Source organism: Streptomyces sp. NPDC051020 (genome assembly GCF_040683105.1).
Taxonomy (GTDB): Bacteria; Actinomycetota; Actinomycetes; order Streptomycetales; family Streptomycetaceae; genus Streptomyces.
Genome location: NZ_JBFBCG010000053.1, coordinates 1 through 17615 on the forward strand (window position 1 = coordinate 1; position 17615 = coordinate 17615).

Below are 17615 nucleotides of genomic sequence, written 5' to 3' on the forward strand. Positions count from 1 at the left end.
ATCACTCCGGAGGAGGCCCTCGACCTCTACCGGTCGGCGCCCCTGCACGCGCTGGGCGCGGCCGCCGACGCCGTGCGCCGACGCCGCTACGCCGGTACGGAGCACATCGCGACGTACATCATCGAGCGCAATATCAACTACACCAACGTGTGCGTCACGGCCTGCAAGTTCTGCGCCTTCTACGCCGCACCGAAGGACACCGCCAAGGGCTGGTCCCGCGACCTCGACGACATCCTGCGCCGCTGCGCGGAGACCGTCGAGCTCGGCGGCACGCAGATCATGTTCCAGGGCGGACACCACCCGGACTACGGCGTCGAGTACTACGAGGAGCACTTCTCCGCGATCAAGAAGGCGTTCCCGCAGCTGGTCATCCACTCGCTGGGCGCCTCCGAGGTCGAGCACATGGCCCGGATCTCCAAGGTCTCCGTGGAGGAGGCCATCCAGCGGATCCACGCCGCCGGTCTCGACTCCTTCGCGGGCGCCGGCGCCGAGCTGCTGCCGGCCCGGCCGCGCAAGGCGATCGCCCCGCTCAAGGAGTCCGGCGAGCGCTGGCTGGAGATCATGGAGGCGGCGCACCGGCTCGGTGTCGAGTCCACCTCCACGATGCTGATGGGCACCGGCGAGACCAACGCCGAGCGCATCGAACACCTGCGGATGATCCGCGACGTACAGGACCGGACCGGTGGTTTCCGCGCGTTCATCCCGTATACGTACCAGCCGGAGAACAACCACCTGAAGGGCCGGACGCAGGCCACGCTCTTCGAGTACCTGCGGATGATCGCCATCGCCCGGCTCTTCCTCGACAACGTCGCCCACATCCAGGGCTCCTGGCTGACCACCGGCAAGGAGGTCGGCCAGCTGTCGCTGCACTACGGCGCCGACGACCTCGGCTCGATCATGCTGGAGGAGAACGTCGTCTCCTCCGCCGGTGCCAAGCACCGCTCCAACCGGCTGGAGATCATCGACCTGATCCGCAAGGCGGGCCGGGTCCCGGCGCAGCGCGCCACGACGTACGAGCACCTCGTCGTCCACGACGACCCGGCGAACGACCCGGTCGACGAGCGCGTCGTCTCACACATCTCGTCCACCGCGATCGAGGGCGGCACGGCACACCCGGAGCTCAAGCTCCTCAGCGCCAACTGAGGCTGTCGTGCTGACCGTTCACGCCGCGCCGCTGGTCCTTCCGGTCGGCGCGGCTGCCGTCGCGCAGGGCGCGGTCGCCGTGGACGGCGACCGGATCGTCGCCCTCGGACCGTACGACGAGGTCGTCGCCGCCCACCCGGCGGCCCGGGTCCGCCAGTGGCCGGGCGTCCTGACGCCCGGCCTGCGGCAGTGGCACGCAGTCTGGCTGCTGACCCGCTGCTACCACCCCGACCCGCGCGAGGCGGACGAGCTCGGTGACCGGCCACTGTGGGGCGACGCGTTCGAACGGCTGGCCGGCGAGATGGACGCGGCGCGGTGGGCGGGCAGCGTACGGCGCGGACTGCAGCAGATGCTGCGGTACGGCACCACGCATCTCGCGGGCCGGTTCCGCGACCCGGTCGTCCGCACCGCTGTGGACCGTTCGGGGCTGACCGAGGTCTCGGTCGTCGGCGCCCCCGGGATCCTGCTCGGCCGCCCGAGCCTGGACCCGTTCGCGGAGGGGTACGACCTGCCCGGTTCCGTGCACGGCCCGCTTACCGTCGGCGGCCGCGCCGACCTCGCCGTCTTCGACGTACCGGACGAGGACGCGCTCTGTGCGGCGGGCGCCGGGGCGTGCATCGCCACGGTGCTGGGCGGGCGGCTGGTGTACCGGCGGCGGTAGGCGCTCCGGAGCCCGTCAGGGAACGGACGGGCCACCTACGTACCTGCCCGAGGCCGTGTACGGCCAGGCGTTGGCGACGCACCCCTCCCACCAGGCCGGGTACCTGCCATCCAGCCCAACGAGCAGCAGCCGCCAAGGTCACCCATTCGGCCCCAGAACCTCCGTTCCCACCCCACGAACCCGCCGACAGGACTCACTCCCGCTCACCACAACTCACTTCAGTGCAGCAAACCGGCAGCAGCTCGCACTCCCTGTACCGAGTGGCGTCGCACCCAAAAGGTTGAAGCCGGCTTTCGACCGGCTCTGGGCGCCGACGCACGACCGGCGCGAGGCATCCGCGGCCGGGCTGCTTGAATGGGTGGGTGACCCGAGCATCCCTGGACAAGCAGCCGCACGAAGTCGCCTCGATGTTCGACGACGTGGCGGCGAACTACGACCTCACCAACGATGTGCTGTCGCTCGGCCAGGCCCGGCTGTGGCGCAAGGAAGTTGCGAAGGCGGTGCACGCGCGCCCCGCAGAAAAGGTCCTCGACCTGGCCGCGGGCACGGCGACGTCCTCGCAGCCGTTCGTCCGTGCCGGGGCCTATGTCGTGCCGTGCGACTTCTCGATCGGCATGCTCCAGGTGGGCAAGAAGCGGCACCCGTGGATGCCGTTCACGGCGGGCGACGCCACGAAGCTGCCCTTCCGCGACGAGACGTTCGACGCGGTGACGATCTCCTTCGGGCTGCGCAACGTCCAGGACACGGATGGGGCACTGCGCGAGCTGTACCGGGTGACCAAGCCGGGCGGCCGCGTGGTCATCTGCGAGTTCTCGCAGCCGACCTGGGCGCCGTTCCGCACGGTCTACACCGAGTACCTGATGCGGGCACTGCCGCCGGTCGCGCGCGCGGTGTCGTCCAACCCCGACGCGTACGCCTATCTCGCCGAGTCGATCCGCGCCTGGCCCGATCAGGCCGGGCTCGCGCAGCTGCTGCAGAAGGCGGGCTGGTCGAAGGTGGCCTGGCGCGATCTGACCGGCGGTGTGGTGGCGCTGCACCGGGGCGTACGTCCCTGACGCAGACCGCCGCCCGGCAGCGATGAGCCGCGCGCCGGACGGCAGTTGCCGGGCGGTGCAGCACCGTCCGCGGAGGGGCCGGGGGAGCGCACGGTGGACATCGGGGAGCCCTTCGGAAGGTTGGTCAGCAGCCACCCATAGACTGCACGGGACAGGTGCCGCGCGGCACGCGATTTCGAGTCTTCGGGAGATCCGACCGTGACCGAGCCCCTCTCCGAACACAGCGCGGATGTGATCGTCGTCGGGGCAGGCCCAGCCGGCTCCACGACCGCGTACTACCTCGCCAAGGCCGGACTCGACGTTCTCCTGCTGGAGAAGACCGCCTTCCCGCGCGAGAAGGTCTGCGGCGACGGTCTCACCCCGCGCGCCACCAAGCAGCTCGTCGCCATGGGCATCGACATCTCCGAAGAGGCCGGCTGGCTGCGCAACAAGGGGCTGCGCATCATCGGCGGCGGCGTCCGGCTGCAGCTGGACTGGCCGGATCTCGCCTCGTACCCGGACTACGGGCTGGTCCGCAAGCGCGACGACTTCGACGAGCAGCTGGCCCGCCAGGCGCAGAAGGCGGGCGCCCGGCTGCACGAGCGGTGCAATGTCGGCGCCCCGATCACCGATGAGCGCACCGGCCGCATCATCGGTGTGAACGCGAAGCTCGGCGAGGAGAAGACCCCGGTCACCTTCCACGCCCCGCTCGTCGTCGCCGCCGACGGCAACTCCACCCGGCTGTCGCTCGCCATGGGTCTGCACCGCCGCGAGGACCGCCCGATGGGCGTCGCGGTCCGTACATACTTCACCTCACCGCGCCACGACGACGACTACCTGGAGTCCTGGCTGGAGCTGTGGGACCGGCGCGGTCCCCAGGACCGGCTGCTGCCCGGCTACGGCTGGATCTTCGGCATGGGCGACGGCACGTCCAACGTCGGCCTCGGCATCCTCAACTCGTCGTCCGCCTTCAAGGAGCTGGACTGGCGGGAGGTCCTCAAGGCGTGGTGCGCGTCCATGCCGGAGGATTGGGGCTACACCCCGGAGAACATGACGATGCCGATCCGCGGCGCCGCGCTCCCCATGGCGTTCAACCGCCAGCCGCACTACACCAAGGGGCTGCTGCTCGTCGGTGACGCGGGCGGCATGGTCAACCCGTTCAACGGCGAAGGCATCGCGTACGCGATGGAGTCGGGCCAGATCGCCGCGGACGTCATCGTCCAGGCGCACGCCCGCGCGACCCCCGCTCAGCGCGAACTGGCGCTGCACAGCTACCCGAAGATCCTGAAGGAAACCTACGGCGGCTACTACACGATGGGCCGCGCCTTCGTGAAGCTGATCGGCAACCCGAAGGTCATGAAGATCGCCACCCAGCGCGGTCTGACGCACCCGCTGCTGATGAAGTTCACGCTGAAGATGCTCGCCAACCTCACCGACCCGACGGGCGGCGACGCGATGGACCGCATCATCAACGGCCTCTCGAAGGTGGCCCCGAAGGCCTGACCACCACTCCCGTTCGCGTCCTCGCTCGGTTCACGGGCGAGGCGCCGGCGATCTCCGTGACGCGTGTGAGGCACGGAGACCGTTGTCCTGCTGCACGGAGCCGGGGGCGGCGCCCCCGGCCGGGTCAGTAGTAGCCCCTCTCACCGTCGATGATCTCCCGTAGGGCATCGAGGTGACCGGCGTGCCGGGCGGTCTCCTCGATCATGTGGAACAGCATCCACCGCAGATTCGCCTGGGCGATCTCGAAGTCGGGGTGACGGCCCACGGCCTCCAGGGCGTGGGCGGCGACGATGCCGTCGGTGACGGCGCACTGCTGCTCGTACTCCTTGAGGAGCCGCGCGAGCGGAATGCCGTCGACCCGCATGTCGGCGTCCTCGGTGTCCGGGTCGAACCGCGGCCCCACGGCGGGCCGGCCGAGGAACATCACCTCGAACCAGGAGTGCTCGACCCAGCGCAGATGCGAGACGATCCCTGCGGCGGTCAGACGGGGTGAGGCGGGCAGCACGGCCCGGTGCGCATCGGTCTCGGACAGCCCCTCGCACTTCCAGTGGACGACCGCCCGCTGCATGTCGAACCAGCCGAGCAGCTGGGTCCGCTCGTCGGCTTTGTACGGAGGGCGGGTACGGGGTCGCGCCATGAGAGCGAAGCTACCTCGCCCGGGACCGCGTGCGCAGGCGGATCCGGGACCGGAAAAGGTACCGGGGTGCCGGCGACAGTACCCGGCCCGCCGTTCCATGGCGAAGGGCCGTCGCTCCCGAGCGGGGGAGTGACGGCCCTTCGCCGTGTTCGCGCGCTTGTGAATCAGAGAACGCGGACCGCGCCCGACGGCGGGTCGTAGCTCAGCGGGCGCTGCACCACACCGGTGCTGGAGTTCTGCGCCCCGACGAACTGGCCGCCGCCCACGTAGACGCCGACGTGGTACGCGGAGCCCGCGCCGCCCCAGTAGAGGATGTCGCCGGGCTGGAGGTTGCTCAGCGAGACCTGGGTGCCGGCCGTCGACTGGGCCTGCGAGACGCGCGGCAGGTCGACGCCCACCGTGCGGAACGCGGCCTGGACCAGGCCGGAGCAGTCCCAGGAGTTGGGGCCGGTGCCGCCGGACACGTACGCGTCGCCGACCTGCGCCTTGACGAACGCGATGACGGAGGCGGCGGAGCCGGTGGCGCTCGACGAGGAGGAGCCGGTGGTGCTCGACGAGGAGGAGGCCACGGTGGTGGAGCCGGACGCGCTGAGCGTCGTACGGGCCTCGGAGCGGGAGGCGCGCAGGGCTGCCTCCGCCTTGGCCTTGGCGGCCGCCTCTGCCTTCTTCTTGGCCTCTGCCTTGCGGACCGCCTCGGCCTTGGCCTTCGTGGCGGCCTTGGCCGCGCTGGTGGCCGCGGCGTCCTCGTGGGCCTGCGTCTCCAGGTCCAGGGCGACCTGCTGCGTGGCCTCGGCGGACGCGGCGACGGCGGTGGAGAGCCCGGAGGTGAGGGTGGGCATCTCGATGGTCTGGGTCACCGGCTCGGCCTGGGCAGGACCGGCAGCGCCTGCGACCGCGATGGTGCTGAGGACGCCACCGGCAACTCCGGCCCGCAGGGCCGATTTCGGGGCGCTTCGGCGGGGCTTCCGGTGGCTGGGTATGTGAGCGGTGAGGGACATGAGTACTAGCGCTATCAGGGCACCTGGGTTCCCTTCAAGAAACGTGTGTTGCGACACAGTTACGTTCGGAATCTGTGAATCCGCTTTCCGCTGACCCTTATTGACGCCGTAACCGGCAAATCGGTCATGCATGATCACCGCTGTGATCACGGGCTTTCAGTAATTTGCCCGAATTGCCCGCCGCTTACCATCTGTTCGCACCGATGGCCAAGCCCGCCTTTATTGAAGGCCTGGCGAAGTGATGCAGGTCACAGCATGACTGTGGCGTGGTGGGCATACGGGCGGCCGATGCGCGCGGCGGCGTCGACGGCGGGCCGATCGGTGCGGCGGGGTGTTCCGTCCGGAAGATCGCGAATGTGGGCACGCGTCCACATCGCTCCTCGCGAGCCCCTCGCGCGAGTGACCCCGAAGTGGGACGGATCCCCTTATCACTCCTCTGCCGTCCATTGCCAATTTGCTGGTCGAGGCGTCTGATTGTTAGAGGAGCATCGCCTTGACCAGCAACAACAACACCAGATGTCACGTCTCGTGATCACGCAGCCGCTTTGCGTATGAAGATCACCCCTCATCCGGCTTCATGATCCTTCGCCGGGTGGTGGAGATCACAAAGTCGGTGTAGTACCCCGTGTCGCAGATCACAGGACGGCAGGCATAGGATGCGGGGCAGTCGGGCTTGTGAACTGCCTCACATGTGCACGATCTTGGTGAGGTGGCGAGCCGGTCGCCCGATGCGGTCCAACGGTCAAGGACGACTGGAAGGAGCGAGGAGCGTGAATGCCTACGCGCCCATCCTCGTGCTCGGCGCCCTCGGGGCAGGGTTTGCGATCTTCTCCGTGGTCATGGCCACGCTTATCGGCCCAAAGCGGTACAACCGAGCAAAGCTCGAAGCGTACGAGTGCGGTATCGAACCCACCCCCACTCCAGCCGGAGGCGGCCGCTTCCCCATCAAGTACTACCTGACGGCGATGCTCTTCATCGTCTTCGACATCGAGATCGTCTTCCTCTATCCCTGGGCAGTCACCTTCGACGCCCTGGGGATCTTCGGGCTCGTCGAGATGCTGCTCTTCGTGCTCACCGTCTTCGTCGCCTATGCGTATGTATGGCGTCGCGGCGGCCTGGAATGGGACTGAGGGGCTGAGGGGCACACCATGGGACTCGAAGAGAAGCTGCCCAGCGGCTTCGTGCTGACCACTGTCGAGCAGGCCGCCGGCTGGGTGCGGAAATCCTCCGTCTTCCCTGCCACGTTCGGTCTTGCCTGTTGCGCCATCGAGATGATGACGACCGGAGCCGGGCGCTACGACTTGGCCCGATTCGGGATGGAGGTCTTCCGCGGATCGCCGCGGCAGGCGGATCTGATGATCGTGGCGGGTCGGGTCAGCCAGAAGATGGCGCCCGTCCTGCGGCAGGTCTACGACCAGATGCCGAACCCCAAGTGGGTTATCTCCATGGGGGTTTGCGCATCCTCGGGTGGGATGTTCAACAACTACGCCATTGTGCAGGGTGTTGATCATATTGTCCCGGTCGACATCTATTTGCCGGGCTGCCCGCCGCGCCCGGAGATGCTGATGGACGCCATTCTCAAGCTCCACCAGAAGATCCAGGGCTCCAAGCTCGGGGTCAACGCGGAGGAGGCTGCCCGCGAGGCGGAGGACGCGGCACTCAAGGCGCTTCCCCTGATCGAGATGAAGGGGCTGCTGCGGTGAGCGACGAACAGAACAACAACGGCGTACCCGCGCCGCGCGACGTGACCGGCGAGGTCATCGGCGTACGCAAGGGCATGTTCGGCGCCAACAACGGCGGTGACACCTCAGGCTACGGCGGGCTCGTCCGCACGGTGACGCTGCCGGGAGCCACGTCCCGGCCGTACGGCGGCTGGTTCGACGAGGTGGCCGACGAGCTCGAAGGGGCCCTGGAGGAGCAGGATCTGCTTCCCGGGAACGCCATCGAGAAGACCGTCGTCGACCGTGGTGAGCTCACCTTCCACATCGCCCGCGAGCACCTGCCCACCGTGGCTCGAACCCTGCGTGACGACCCGGCCCTGCGCTTCGAGCTCTGTACCGGGGTGAGCGGTGTCCACTTCCTCGGCGACAAGGGCCGCGAGCTGCACGCCGTCTACCATCTGCGGTCGATCACCCACGGCCGGCTGATCCGGCTGGAGGTCTCGGTCCCGGACAGCGACCCGCACATCCCGTCGCTCGTCGCGGTCTATCCGACCAACGACTGGCACGAGCGCGAGACCTACGACTTCTTCGGGCTCGTCTTCGACGGGCACCCGGCCCTCACCCGGATCATGATGCCGGACGACTGGCAGGGCTTCCCGCAGCGCAAGGACTACCCGCTCGGTGGCATCGCCATCGAGTACAAGGGCGCCCAGATCCCGGCTCCGGACCAGCGGAGGTCGTACTCCTGATGACTACTCCCCATGCCCACCCGTCGCCCGGCCACCACCCCTCATCGGGTCCCTCCGGGACGCACCTCTCGAATGCTCGGGCCACGACCGAGGGGACTGTATACACAGTCACCGGCGGCGACTGGGACGAGGTCGTCGAGTCGGCGGTCAAGTCCGACGATGAGCGCATCATCGTCAACATGGGTCCCCAGCACCCGTCCACGCACGGCGTGCTGCGGCTGATCCTGGAGATCGACGGCGAGACCGTCACCGAGGCCCGCTGCGGCATCGGCTACCTCCACACCGGCATCGAGAAGAACCTCGAATTCCGGAACTGGACGCAGGGCACCACGTTCGTCACGCGCATGGACTACCTGACGCCGTTCTTCAACGAGACGGCGTACTGCCTGGGCGTCGAGAAGCTTCTCGGCATCGAGGACCGGATCCCCGACCGGGCGACTGTCCTGCGCGTGCTCCTGATGGAGCTCAACCGGATCTCCTCGCACCTGGTGTGCATCGCCACGGGCGGCATGGAGCTCGGCGCGACCACGATCATGATCTACGGGTTCCGCGATCGTGAACTCGTTCTCGACCTCTTCGAGCTGATCACCGGGCTCCGGATGAACCACGCGTTCGTCCGGCCCGGCGGACTCGCCCAGGACCTGCCGCCGGGCGCGGTCGACCAGCTGCGCGAGTTCGTGAAAACCATGAAGAAGAACCTGCCGGAGTACGACAAGCTCGCCACCGGCAACCCCATCTTCAAGGCCCGCATGCAGGACGTCGGCTATCTCAACCTGACCGGCTGCATGGCGCTCGGCGCCACCGGCCCGATCCTGCGCTCCGCCGGACTCCCGCACGACCTGCGCAAGACCGATCCCTACTGCGGCTACGAGACCTACGAATTCGACGTCCCCACCGCCGACAGCTGCGACGCCTACGGCCGCTTCCTCATCCGTCTGGAGGAGATGCGGCAGTCGCTGCGGATCATCGAGCAGTGCCTCGACCGGCTCGCCCCCGGACCGGTCATGGTCGCCGACAAGAAGATCGCCTGGCCCGCTCAGCTCGCGCTGGGACCCGACGGGCTCGGCAACTCGCTCGACCACATCAAGAAGATCATGGGGACCTCCATGGAGGCCCTGATCCACCACTTCAAGCTGGTGACCGAGGGCTTCCGGGTCCCGGCCGGACAGGCGTACACCGCCGTCGAATCACCCAAGGGCGAGCTCGGCGTGCACATCGTCTCGGACGGCGGAACCCGCCCCTACCGGGTCCACTTCCGCGACCCGTCCTTCACCAATCTGCAGGCCATGGCGGCGATGTGCGAGGGCGGCCAGGTCGCCGATGTCATCGTCGCCGTCGCGTCCATCGACCCCGTGATGGGAGGCGTCGACCGGTGACCGAAGCACGTCAGGAAGTCAGTCTGGGGATGCCGCAGCTCCCCGCCCCCGCCTACCCGGCCGAGGTGCGCGCCAGGCTCGAAGCGGACGCGAAGGAGGTGATCGCCCGCTACCCCGACAGCCGCTCCGCGCTGCTGCCGCTGCTGCACCTGGTGCAGTCCGAGGAGGGATACGTCTCCCGTACCGGCATGGCACTCTGTGCCGAGCTGCTCGGCCTCACCACCGCCGAGGTCACCGCGGTCGCCACCTTCTACACGATGTACCGGCGCAAGCCGAGCGGCGACTACCAGGTGGGGGTCTGCACCAACACGCTGTGTGCGGTGATGGGCGGCGACGCCATCTTCGACCGACTCAAGCAGCATCTCGGCGTCGGCAACAACGAGACGACCGAGGACGGCAAGGTCACCCTCGAACACATCGAGTGCAACGCGGCCTGCGACTTCGCACCCGTGGTGATGGTCAACTGGGAGTTCTTCGACAACCAGACGCCGGAGAGCGCGACGCAGCTCGTCGACGACCTGATCGCCGGGCGCACCGTCGAACCCACCCGCGGCGCCCCGCTCTGCTCGTACAAGGAGACCGCGCGGATCCTGGCCGGCTTCCCCGACCAGCGCCCCGGCGCCGTCGAGGCGACCGGTGGAGCGGGCCCCGCCTCGCTCGTCGGCCTCCGGCTGGCGAAGGGCGAGGAGCTGCACCCGAAGGTCGTCGCCCCGCGTGGCGAGTCGGCCCGCACCAACGCCCCGCAGGACCCGGACCACTCGGCCGGCACCGCAGCAGAGGAGGGAGAGTGATGACGTTGGCAGCCGAAATCAACGACGGAGGCGGCAACGGGGCCAGCCCCGAGAAGCTGCTCTCGCCCGTCCTCTCCGCCTTCTGGGACGAGCCCGGGTCATGGACCCTGGACACCTACAAGCGGCACGGCGGCTACGAGGGGCTGCGCAAGGCCCTCGCCATGTCTCCGGACGACCTCATCGCGTACGTCAAGGACTCCGGCCTGCGCGGCCGCGGCGGCGCAGGCTTCCCCACCGGCATGAAGTGGCAGTTCATCCCGCAGGGCGACGGCAAGCCGCACTACCTGGTGGTCAACGCCGACGAGTCGGAGCCCGGGACCTGCAAGGACATCCCGCTCCTCTTCGCCAACCCGCACAGCCTCATCGAAGGCATCGTGATCGCCTGCTACGCGATCCGCTCCTCGCACGCCTTCATCTATCTGCGCGGTGAAGTCGTCCCCGTACTGCGGCGGCTGCACGAGGCCGTGCGCGAGGCGTACGAGGCGGGCTACCTCGGGACGAGCATCCTGGGCTCGGGGCTCGACCTGGAGCTCACCGTGCACGCGGGCGCGGGCGCGTACATCTGTGGTGAGGAGACCGCACTGCTCGACTCGCTCGAAGGGCGACGCGGCCAGCCCCGGCTGCGGCCTCCTTTCCCCGCGGTCGCCGGTCTGTACGCCTGCCCCACTGTGGTGAACAACGTCGAGTCCATCGCCTCGGTTCCCGCGATCCTGAACAAGGGCAAGGACTGGTTCAAGTCGATGGGCAGCGAGAAGTCCCCGGGCTTCACGCTGTACTCGCTCAGCGGCCACGTCGCCAGCCCGGGACAGTACGAGGCCCCGCTCGGCATCACGCTGCGCCAGCTGCTCGACATGAGCGGCGGCATGCGCGCCGGCCACCGGCTGAAGTTCTGGACCCCGGGCGGCTCCTCCACCCCGATGTTCACCGACGAGCACCTCGATGTGCCCCTCGACTACGAGGGCGTCGGCGCCGCCGGTTCCATGCTCGGCACCAAGGCGCTCCAGTGCTTCGACGAGACGACCTGCGTCGTGCGGGCCGTCACCCGATGGACCGAGTTCTACGCCCATGAGTCCTGCGGCAAGTGCACGCCATGCCGTGAAGGCACCTACTGGCTCGTCCAGTTGCTCCGCGACATCGAGGCCGGCAAGGGACAGATGGCCGACCTCGACAAGCTGAACGACATCGCCGACAACATCAACGGCAAGTCCTTCTGCGCCCTCGGCGACGGCGCCGCCTCGCCGATCTTCTCCTCGCTGAAGTACTTCCGCGAGGAGTACGAGCGGCACATCACCGGCCGGGGCTGCCCCTTCGATCCCGCCAAGTCGACCGCCTGGGCCGACGACAAGAACGCTCACCAGGGGGTGAACGCATGACAGTCACCACGAGTGCGCCCTCCGGGGGCGGCGAGGCGGCGGTCCCGCCCGAGGACCTTGTCACGCTGACGATCGACGGCATCGAGATCAGCGTGCCCAAGGGCACCCTGGTCATCCGCGCCGCCGAACTCCTCGGCATCGAGATCCCGCGCTTCTGCGACCACCCGCTCCTCGACCCGGTCGGCGCCTGCCGCCAGTGCATCGTCGAGGTCGAGGGCCAGCGCAAGCCGATGGCGTCCTGCACCATCACCTGCACCGACGGCATGGTGGTGCGCTCGCAGCTCACCTCGCCGGTCGCCGAGAAGGCGCAGAAGGGTGTGATGGAGCTGCTGCTCATCAACCACCCGCTGGACTGCCCGGTCTGCGACAAGGGCGGCGAGTGCCCGCTGCAGAACCAGGCGATGTCGCACGGCGACCCGGACTCCCGCTTCGACGGGAAGAAGCGGACGTACGAGAAGCCCGTCCCGATCTCCACCCAGGTGCTGCTGGACCGTGAGCGGTGTGTGCTCTGCGCGCGCTGCACCCGGTTCTCCAACCAGGTGGCGGGCGACCCGATGATCGAGCTGATCGAGCGCGGTGCGCTCCAGCAGGTCGGCACGGGCGAGGGCGACCCCTTCGAGTCGTACTTCTCCGGCAACACCATCCAGATCTGCCCGGTCGGCGCGCTCACCTCGGCGGCGTACCGGTTCCGCTCCCGCCCCTTCGACCTGGTGTCGTCCCCGTCGGTGTGCGAGCACTGCGCGGGCGGCTGCGCGACCCGCACCGATCACCGGCGCGGCAAGGTCATGCGGCGGCTCGCCGCCAACGACCCCGAGGTCAACGAGGAGTGGGTCTGCGACAAGGGCCGCTTCGGCTTCCGTTACGCGCAGCAGCGGGACCGGCTCACCACGCCGCTGGTACGGAACGCGGACGGTGTACTCGAACCGGCGAGCTGGCCCGAGGCACTGGCTGCCGCGGCGGCCGGGCTCGCCGCCGCACGCGGCAGGACCGGCGTCCTCACCGGTGGCCGGCTGACCGTCGAGGACGCGTACGCGTACAGCAAGTTCGCCCGGATCGCCCTCGACACGAACGACATCGACTTCCGGGCCCGGGTGCACAGCAGCGAGGAGGCCGACTTCCTGGCCGCCCGCGTCGCCGGGCGCGGACGCGATCTGGACGGCAGCGGGATCACGTACACCTCGCTGGAGAAGGCGCCGACCGTTCTGCTGGTCGGCTTCGAGTTCGAGGAGGAGGCGCCCGGCGTCTTCCTGCGGCTGCGCAAGGCCCACCGCAAGCACGGCCAGCGCACCTTCGCCGTCGCCTCGCACGCCACCCGCGGCCTGGAGAAGGCCGGCGGCACACTGCTGCCCGCCGCGCCCGGCACCGAGACCGAGTGGCTGGACGCGATCGCGGGCGGCGTCGGACTCGACGGCGACGGAGCCGCGGCGGCCGACGCGCTGCGCGGCGAGGGCGCCGTGATCGTGGTGGGCGAGCGGCTGGCCGGAGTACCGGGCGGGCTGACCGCCGCGGTACGGGCGGCCACCGCGACCGGGTCCCGGCTGGTGTGGATCCCGCGCCGGGCCGGCGAGCGCGGTGCGGTGGAGGCGGGTGCGCTCCCGTCGCTGCTGCCCGGCGGCCGCCCGGCCACCGACCCGCGTGCCAGGGACGAGGTGGCGGCCGTCTGGGGCGTCGCCGAACTCCCCTCCCGGTTCGGCCGCGACACCGGCCAGATCGTCGAGGCCGCCGCCACCGGCGAACTGGGCGCGCTGCTCGTCGCCGGGGTGGAGACCGCCGACCTGCCGGACCCGGCCCGCGCCCTGGCGGCGCTGGACCAGGTCGGTTTCCTCGTCTCGCTGGAGCTGCGGCCCAGCGAGATCACCGAGCGGGCCGACGTCGTCTTCCCGGTCGCCGCGGTGGCCGAGAAGTCCGGCACCTTCCTCAACTGGGAGGGCAGGGCCCGGATGTTCGAGGCGGCGCTGAAGCCCGAGCAGATGACGCGGACACTCGCGCCGACCGATGCCCGGGTGCTGCACATGCTCGCCGACGCGCTGGCCCAGGCCGGAGGCGCCGATGAACCCAGTCGCTTCGCGCTGCCGGATCTGAAGTCCGTACGCCGTGAGCTGGACCGGCTCGGCGGCTGGACCGGTACGCGCGCCACCGACCCGCACGAGTCGGCGCAGCCGCTGCCCCGGCCCGGCGACGGCGAGGCGGTCCTTGCGGGCCACCGGCTGCTGCTCGACCAGGGGCGGCTCCAGGAGGGCGACGCGGCGCTGGCCGGCACCCGGCACGCCGCGGTCGCCCGGCTCTCCGCCGTCACCGCCGCCGAGACGGGGGTGAAGGACGGCGATCTGCTGACCGTCACCGGACCGTCCGGCAGCGTCGAACTCCCGCTGCAGGTCACCGACATGCCGGACCGGGTGGTCTGGGTGCCGCTGAACTCCGTCGGGCGGGGCGTACCGGCCGACACCGGTGCCCGACCCGGCGGTCTGGTCCGGATCGGCCCCGCCGCACCGGGTACTCCCGACGTCACACCGGAGGTGCGAGCGTGACTGCCCTCGCTCAACTGGCCGCGGCACCCGACCGTGCCGTACTCGCCGCCGAGGATCTCTCGATGTTCGGCACCGACCCCTGGTGGCTCGTCGTCATCAAGGCGGTGTTCTGCTTCGCGTTCCTGATGGTGACCGTGCTCTTCTCCATCGTGTGGGAGCGCAAGGTCGTCGCCTGGATGCAGCTGCGCATCGGCCCCAACCGGCACGGCCCCTGGGGCATGCTCCAGTCGCTCGCCGATGGCATCAAACTGATGCTGAAGGAAGACGTCGTCGTCAGGCGGGCGGACAAGGTCGTCTACGTCCTCGCGCCGATCGTCGCCGCCGTACCGGCGTTCATGGCGATCGCCGTGATCCCGTTCGGGCCGTCCGGCAACGAGGTCTCGATCTTCGGCCACCGTACGGCGATGCAGCTCACCGACCTGCCGATCGCGATGCTCTACGTCCTCGCGGTCGCGTCGGTCGGGATCTACGGCATCGTGCTGGCCGGCTGGTCCTCCGGATCGACGTACCCGCTGCTCGGCGGATTGCGCTCCTGCGCGCAGATGATCTCGTACGAGATCGCGATGGGCGCCGCGTTCGCCTCCGTCTTCCTCTACTCCGGCTCGATGTCGACCTCGAAGATCGTGGAGGCGCAGCAGGACCGCTGGTTCATCATCCTGCTGCCGGTCTCGTTCATCATCTACATCGTCACGATGGTCGGTGAGACCAACCGCGCACCGTTCGACATGCCGGAGTCCGAGGGCGACCTCGTCGGCGGCTTCAACACCGAGTACTCGTCGATCAAGTTCGCGATGTTCATGCTCGCCGAGTACGTCAACATGGTCACCGTCTCCGCCGTCTCCACGACGCTGTTCCTGGGCGGCTGGCGGGCCCCGTGGCCGATCAGCACCTTCTGGGAGGGCGCGAACCACGGCTGGTGGCCGATGCTCTGGTTCGTCCTCAAGGTCCAGCTGCTGCTGTTCTTCTTCATCTGGCTGCGCGGCACGCTGCCCCGCGTCCGCTACGACCAGCTGATGAAGCTCGGCTGGAAGGTCCTGATCCCGGTCTCCGTGGTCTGGCTGATGCTGGTCGCGACGGTGCGGGCGCTGCGCAACGAGGGCTACGACTTCTCGAAGATCGTGCTGTACGTGGCCGGGGCCGTGATCGCGATCCTGCTCATCTCCCTCGTCGCCGACATCTTCCGGGACCGCTCGGCCAAGGCGGCCGGGGAGACCGGGACGGAAGCCGGGCCCGGGCCGGAGTTCGACCCGATGGCGGGCGGGTACCCGGTGCCGCCGCTGCCCGGACAGACCCTGCCGCCGGTACCGCGCCGCAGGCCACGGCACGAGCGGGAGCTCGTTGTCAGTGGCGGGTCGGACACTCAGAGTGACGGCAGTCAGATTGGTGGAAGTCCGAGTGACGGAAAGGAGGCTGACGGTGTCTGAGCCATCGGAGTCCACTGGGGACAAGTTCCAGAATCCTGTGGCCGGCTTCGGCGTGACCTTCAAGGCCATGTTCAAGAAGCGGCTGACCGAGCAGTACCCCGAACAGCAGAAGGTGACGGCGCCGCGCTTCCACGGCAGGCACCAGCTCAACCGTCACCCGGACGGCCTGGAGAAGTGCGTCGGCTGCGAGCTGTGCGCCTGGGCCTGTCCCGCCGATGCCATCTATGTGGAGGGCGCGGACAACACCGACGAGGAGCGCTACTCCCCGGGTGAGCGCTACGGGCGCGTCTACCAGATCAACTACGCGCGCTGCATTCTCTGCGGACTGTGCATCGAGGCGTGCCCGACCCGGGCGCTCACGATGACCAATGAGTTCGAGCTCGCCAACACCACCCGCGAAAGCCTCATCTACACCAAGGATGAGCTGCTCGCGGGCCTGGAGGAGGGCATGGTCGACACTCCGCACGCGATCTTCCCGGGCATGGACGAGCAGGACTACTACCGGGGGCTGGTCACCGAGGCGGCGCCCGGCACGGAGCGTCAGGTCGCGCTCTCCAAGGGCGAGTCCGAGGAGCAGCCGGCCAAGGACGAGGAGGTGGACGCATGACCGGCCTGGCCGCAGCGGCCTCCACCACATCCATCGGCGAGGCCGTCCAGTTCTGGGTGCTCGGCACGGTCGCCGTGATCGGCGCGCTGTCCACCGTACTGATGAAGAAAGCCGTGCACAGCGCGCTGAGCCTCGCCGGGACCATGATCGTCCTGGCAGTGTTCTACCTGGCCAACGGCGCCTACTTCCTCGGCGTCGTCCAGATCGTCGTCTACACCGGCGCGATCATGATGCTGTTCCTCTTCGTGGTCATGCTCGTCGGTGTCACGGCGGCGGACTCGCTGAAGGAGACCCTCAAGGGCCAGCGCTGGCTGGCCGCGGGATGCGGGATCGGCTTCGGCGTCCTGCTGATCGCGGGCATCGGCCACGCCTCGCTGAACAGCTTCAACGGACTCGGCACCGCGAACGCCGCGCACGGCGGGAACGTCGAGGGGCTGGCCAGCCTCATCTTCACCAAGTACGTCTTCGCCTTCGAGATCACCGGCGCCCTGCTGATCACGGCGACGGTCGGCGCGATGGTGCTCACCCACCGGGAGCGCACCGAACGGGCCAGGACCCAGCGGGAGCTGTCGGAGGAGCGGGTACGCGGCAAGCACCTGCCGCCGCTGCCCGCCCCCGGTGTCTATGCCCGGCACAACGCCGTGGACATCGCCGGTCTGCTCCCGGACGGCACCGCGTCCGAGCTCACCGTCATGCAGACGCTGCGACGGCGCGGCCAGATCCGTGACGTGTCGAACGAGTCGCTGGCCGACCTCAAGGCGCTGGAGCAGCGCTCCGAGGAGCGGCTCGGCCGTGACCAGGACGAAGAGGAGGCCGCCAAGTGAATCCGGTCAACTACCTCTATCTCTCCGCCCTGTTGTTCACCATCGGCGCGTCCGGGGTGCTGATCAGGCGGAACGCGATCGTGGTGTTCATGTGCGTGGAGCTGATGCTCAACGCCTGCAACCTCGCGTTCGTCACCTTCTCCCGGATGCACGGCAACCTCGACGGCCAGATCATCGCCTTCTTCACGATGGTCGTTGCCGCCGCCGAGGTCGTGGTCGGGCTCGCGATCATCGTGTCGCTGTTCCGTTCCCGCCACTCGGCCTCGGTCGACGACGCCAGCCTGATGAAGCTGTAAGGGGACGCTG

General features: G+C 69.1%; 18 protein-coding genes. 15 read left to right on the top strand and 3 right to left on the bottom strand.

From position 1 onward, the window contains the following. The 4 genes from mqnC to AB0N06_RS25835 form a co-directional block, all read left to right on the top strand. Positions 1-1143: cyclic dehypoxanthinyl futalosine synthase (mqnC, locus tag AB0N06_RS25820; protein WP_366137049.1), on the top strand; the 1143-nt coding region annotated here is incomplete at its 5' end. 7 nt (positions 1144-1150) lie between these two features. Further along, positions 1151-1804, top strand: a complete 654-nt coding sequence (locus tag AB0N06_RS25825; RefSeq protein ID WP_366137050.1) for a hypothetical protein — start codon at positions 1151-1153, stop codon at positions 1802-1804. A 362-nt stretch (positions 1805-2166) separates the two neighbouring features. Continuing rightward, positions 2167-2859 (top strand): demethylmenaquinone methyltransferase, encoded by a 693-nt coding sequence (locus AB0N06_RS25830; RefSeq protein WP_366137051.1) that lies wholly within the window; start codon positions 2167-2169, stop codon positions 2857-2859. Between the two features lie 198 nt (positions 2860-3057). Beyond that, on the top strand, positions 3058-4341 hold the full coding sequence (locus AB0N06_RS25835; RefSeq protein ID WP_366137052.1) for a geranylgeranyl reductase family protein: 1284 nt from the start codon (positions 3058-3060) through the stop codon (positions 4339-4341). Positions 4342-4465: 124 nt separating this feature from the next. Here the strand turns inward: AB0N06_RS25835 and AB0N06_RS25840 are convergent, their stop codons facing one another. The 3 genes from AB0N06_RS25840 to AB0N06_RS25850 form a co-directional block, all read right to left on the bottom strand. Further along, complete coding sequence (locus AB0N06_RS25840; protein WP_366137053.1) at positions 4466-4978, bottom strand: DinB family protein; 513 nt, start codon at positions 4976-4978, stop codon at positions 4466-4468. 164 nt (positions 4979-5142) lie between these two features. After that, positions 5143-5976, bottom strand: coding sequence for a C40 family peptidase (locus AB0N06_RS25845; protein WP_366137054.1), 834 nt, complete (start codon positions 5974-5976; stop codon positions 5143-5145). 248 nt (positions 5977-6224) lie between these two features. Next, complete coding sequence (locus AB0N06_RS25850) at positions 6225-6350, bottom strand: hypothetical protein (protein ID WP_366137055.1); 126 nt, start codon at positions 6348-6350, stop codon at positions 6225-6227. 396 nt (positions 6351-6746) lie between these two features. Here AB0N06_RS25850 and AB0N06_RS25855 point away from each other — a divergent pair, with 396 nt between their 5' ends. The 11 genes from AB0N06_RS25855 to nuoK are packed head-to-tail and all read left to right on the top strand — an operon-like array spanning position 6747 to position 17605. Then, positions 6747-7106, top strand: a complete 360-nt coding sequence (locus tag AB0N06_RS25855; protein WP_003992243.1) for an NADH-quinone oxidoreductase subunit A — start codon at positions 6747-6749, stop codon at positions 7104-7106. An 18-nt stretch (positions 7107-7124) separates the two neighbouring features. After that, positions 7125-7679, top strand: coding sequence for an NADH-quinone oxidoreductase subunit B family protein (locus AB0N06_RS25860; RefSeq protein ID WP_030926341.1), 555 nt, complete (start codon positions 7125-7127; stop codon positions 7677-7679). Beyond that, positions 7676-8386 carry an NADH-quinone oxidoreductase subunit C gene (locus AB0N06_RS25865; protein ID WP_366137056.1) on the top strand — a complete coding sequence of 237 codons (711 nt, stop codon included), beginning with the start codon at positions 7676-7678 and terminating at the stop codon, positions 8384-8386. The genes AB0N06_RS25860 and AB0N06_RS25865 overlap by 4 nt, the downstream gene beginning before the upstream one ends. After that, the gene (locus AB0N06_RS25870) at positions 8386-9762 is read left to right on the top strand and encodes an NADH-quinone oxidoreductase subunit D (protein ID WP_366137057.1); all 1377 of its coding nucleotides are present in this window, start codon (positions 8386-8388) and stop codon (positions 9760-9762) included. Before AB0N06_RS25865 ends, AB0N06_RS25870 begins: the two co-directional genes overlap by 1 nt. A gap of 29 nt (positions 9763-9791) precedes the next feature. Then, a complete protein-coding gene (gene nuoE / locus AB0N06_RS25875) occupies positions 9792-10553 on the top strand; it encodes an NADH-quinone oxidoreductase subunit NuoE (RefSeq protein ID WP_366137089.1) in 762 nt (253 codons plus the stop codon). Beyond that, the gene (nuoF, locus tag AB0N06_RS25880) at positions 10550-11926 is read left to right on the top strand and encodes an NADH-quinone oxidoreductase subunit NuoF (protein WP_366137058.1); all 1377 of its coding nucleotides are present in this window, start codon (positions 10550-10552) and stop codon (positions 11924-11926) included. The genes nuoE and nuoF overlap by 4 nt, the downstream gene beginning before the upstream one ends. Then, the gene (locus AB0N06_RS25885; RefSeq protein WP_366137059.1) at positions 11923-14454 is read left to right on the top strand and encodes an NADH-quinone oxidoreductase subunit G; all 2532 of its coding nucleotides are present in this window, start codon (positions 11923-11925) and stop codon (positions 14452-14454) included. Before nuoF ends, AB0N06_RS25885 begins: the two co-directional genes overlap by 4 nt. Then, a complete protein-coding gene (nuoH, locus tag AB0N06_RS25890) occupies positions 14451-15878 on the top strand; it encodes an NADH-quinone oxidoreductase subunit NuoH (RefSeq protein WP_366137060.1) in 1428 nt (475 codons plus the stop codon). The genes AB0N06_RS25885 and nuoH overlap by 4 nt, the downstream gene beginning before the upstream one ends. Continuing rightward, positions 15871-16485, top strand: a complete 615-nt coding sequence (nuoI, locus tag AB0N06_RS25895) for an NADH-quinone oxidoreductase subunit NuoI (protein ID WP_366137061.1) — start codon at positions 15871-15873, stop codon at positions 16483-16485. The genes nuoH and nuoI overlap by 8 nt, the downstream gene beginning before the upstream one ends. Beyond that, on the top strand, positions 16482-17309 hold the full coding sequence (locus AB0N06_RS25900; RefSeq protein ID WP_358856845.1) for an NADH-quinone oxidoreductase subunit J: 828 nt from the start codon (positions 16482-16484) through the stop codon (positions 17307-17309). The genes nuoI and AB0N06_RS25900 overlap by 4 nt, the downstream gene beginning before the upstream one ends. After that, positions 17306-17605 (top strand): NADH-quinone oxidoreductase subunit NuoK, encoded by a 300-nt coding sequence (gene nuoK, locus AB0N06_RS25905; RefSeq protein WP_037693122.1) that lies wholly within the window; start codon positions 17306-17308, stop codon positions 17603-17605. Before AB0N06_RS25900 ends, nuoK begins: the two co-directional genes overlap by 4 nt. Positions 17606-17615: the final 10 nt, after the last annotated feature.

Coding starts and splice junctions, on each gene's coding strand:
- AB0N06_RS25840 (WP_366137053.1), bottom strand. CDS start 4,978: ATGGCGCGACCCCGTACCCGCCCTCCGTACAAAGCCGACGAGCGGACC.
- AB0N06_RS25845 (WP_366137054.1), bottom strand. CDS start 5,976: ATGTCCCTCACCGCTCACATACCCAGCCACCGGAAGCCCCGCCGAAGC.
- AB0N06_RS25850 (WP_366137055.1), bottom strand. CDS start 6,350: ATGTGGACGCGTGCCCACATTCGCGATCTTCCGGACGGAACACCCCGC.
- AB0N06_RS25860 (WP_030926341.1), top strand. CDS start 7,125: ATGGGACTCGAAGAGAAGCTGCCCAGCGGCTTCGTGCTGACCACTGTC.
- AB0N06_RS25870 (WP_366137057.1), top strand. CDS start 8,386: ATGACTACTCCCCATGCCCACCCGTCGCCCGGCCACCACCCCTCATCG.
- nuoE (WP_366137089.1), top strand. CDS start 9,792: ATGCCGCAGCTCCCCGCCCCCGCCTACCCGGCCGAGGTGCGCGCCAGG.
- AB0N06_RS25885 (WP_366137059.1), top strand. CDS start 11,923: ATGACAGTCACCACGAGTGCGCCCTCCGGGGGCGGCGAGGCGGCGGTC.
- AB0N06_RS25900 (WP_358856845.1), top strand. CDS start 16,482: ATGACCGGCCTGGCCGCAGCGGCCTCCACCACATCCATCGGCGAGGCC.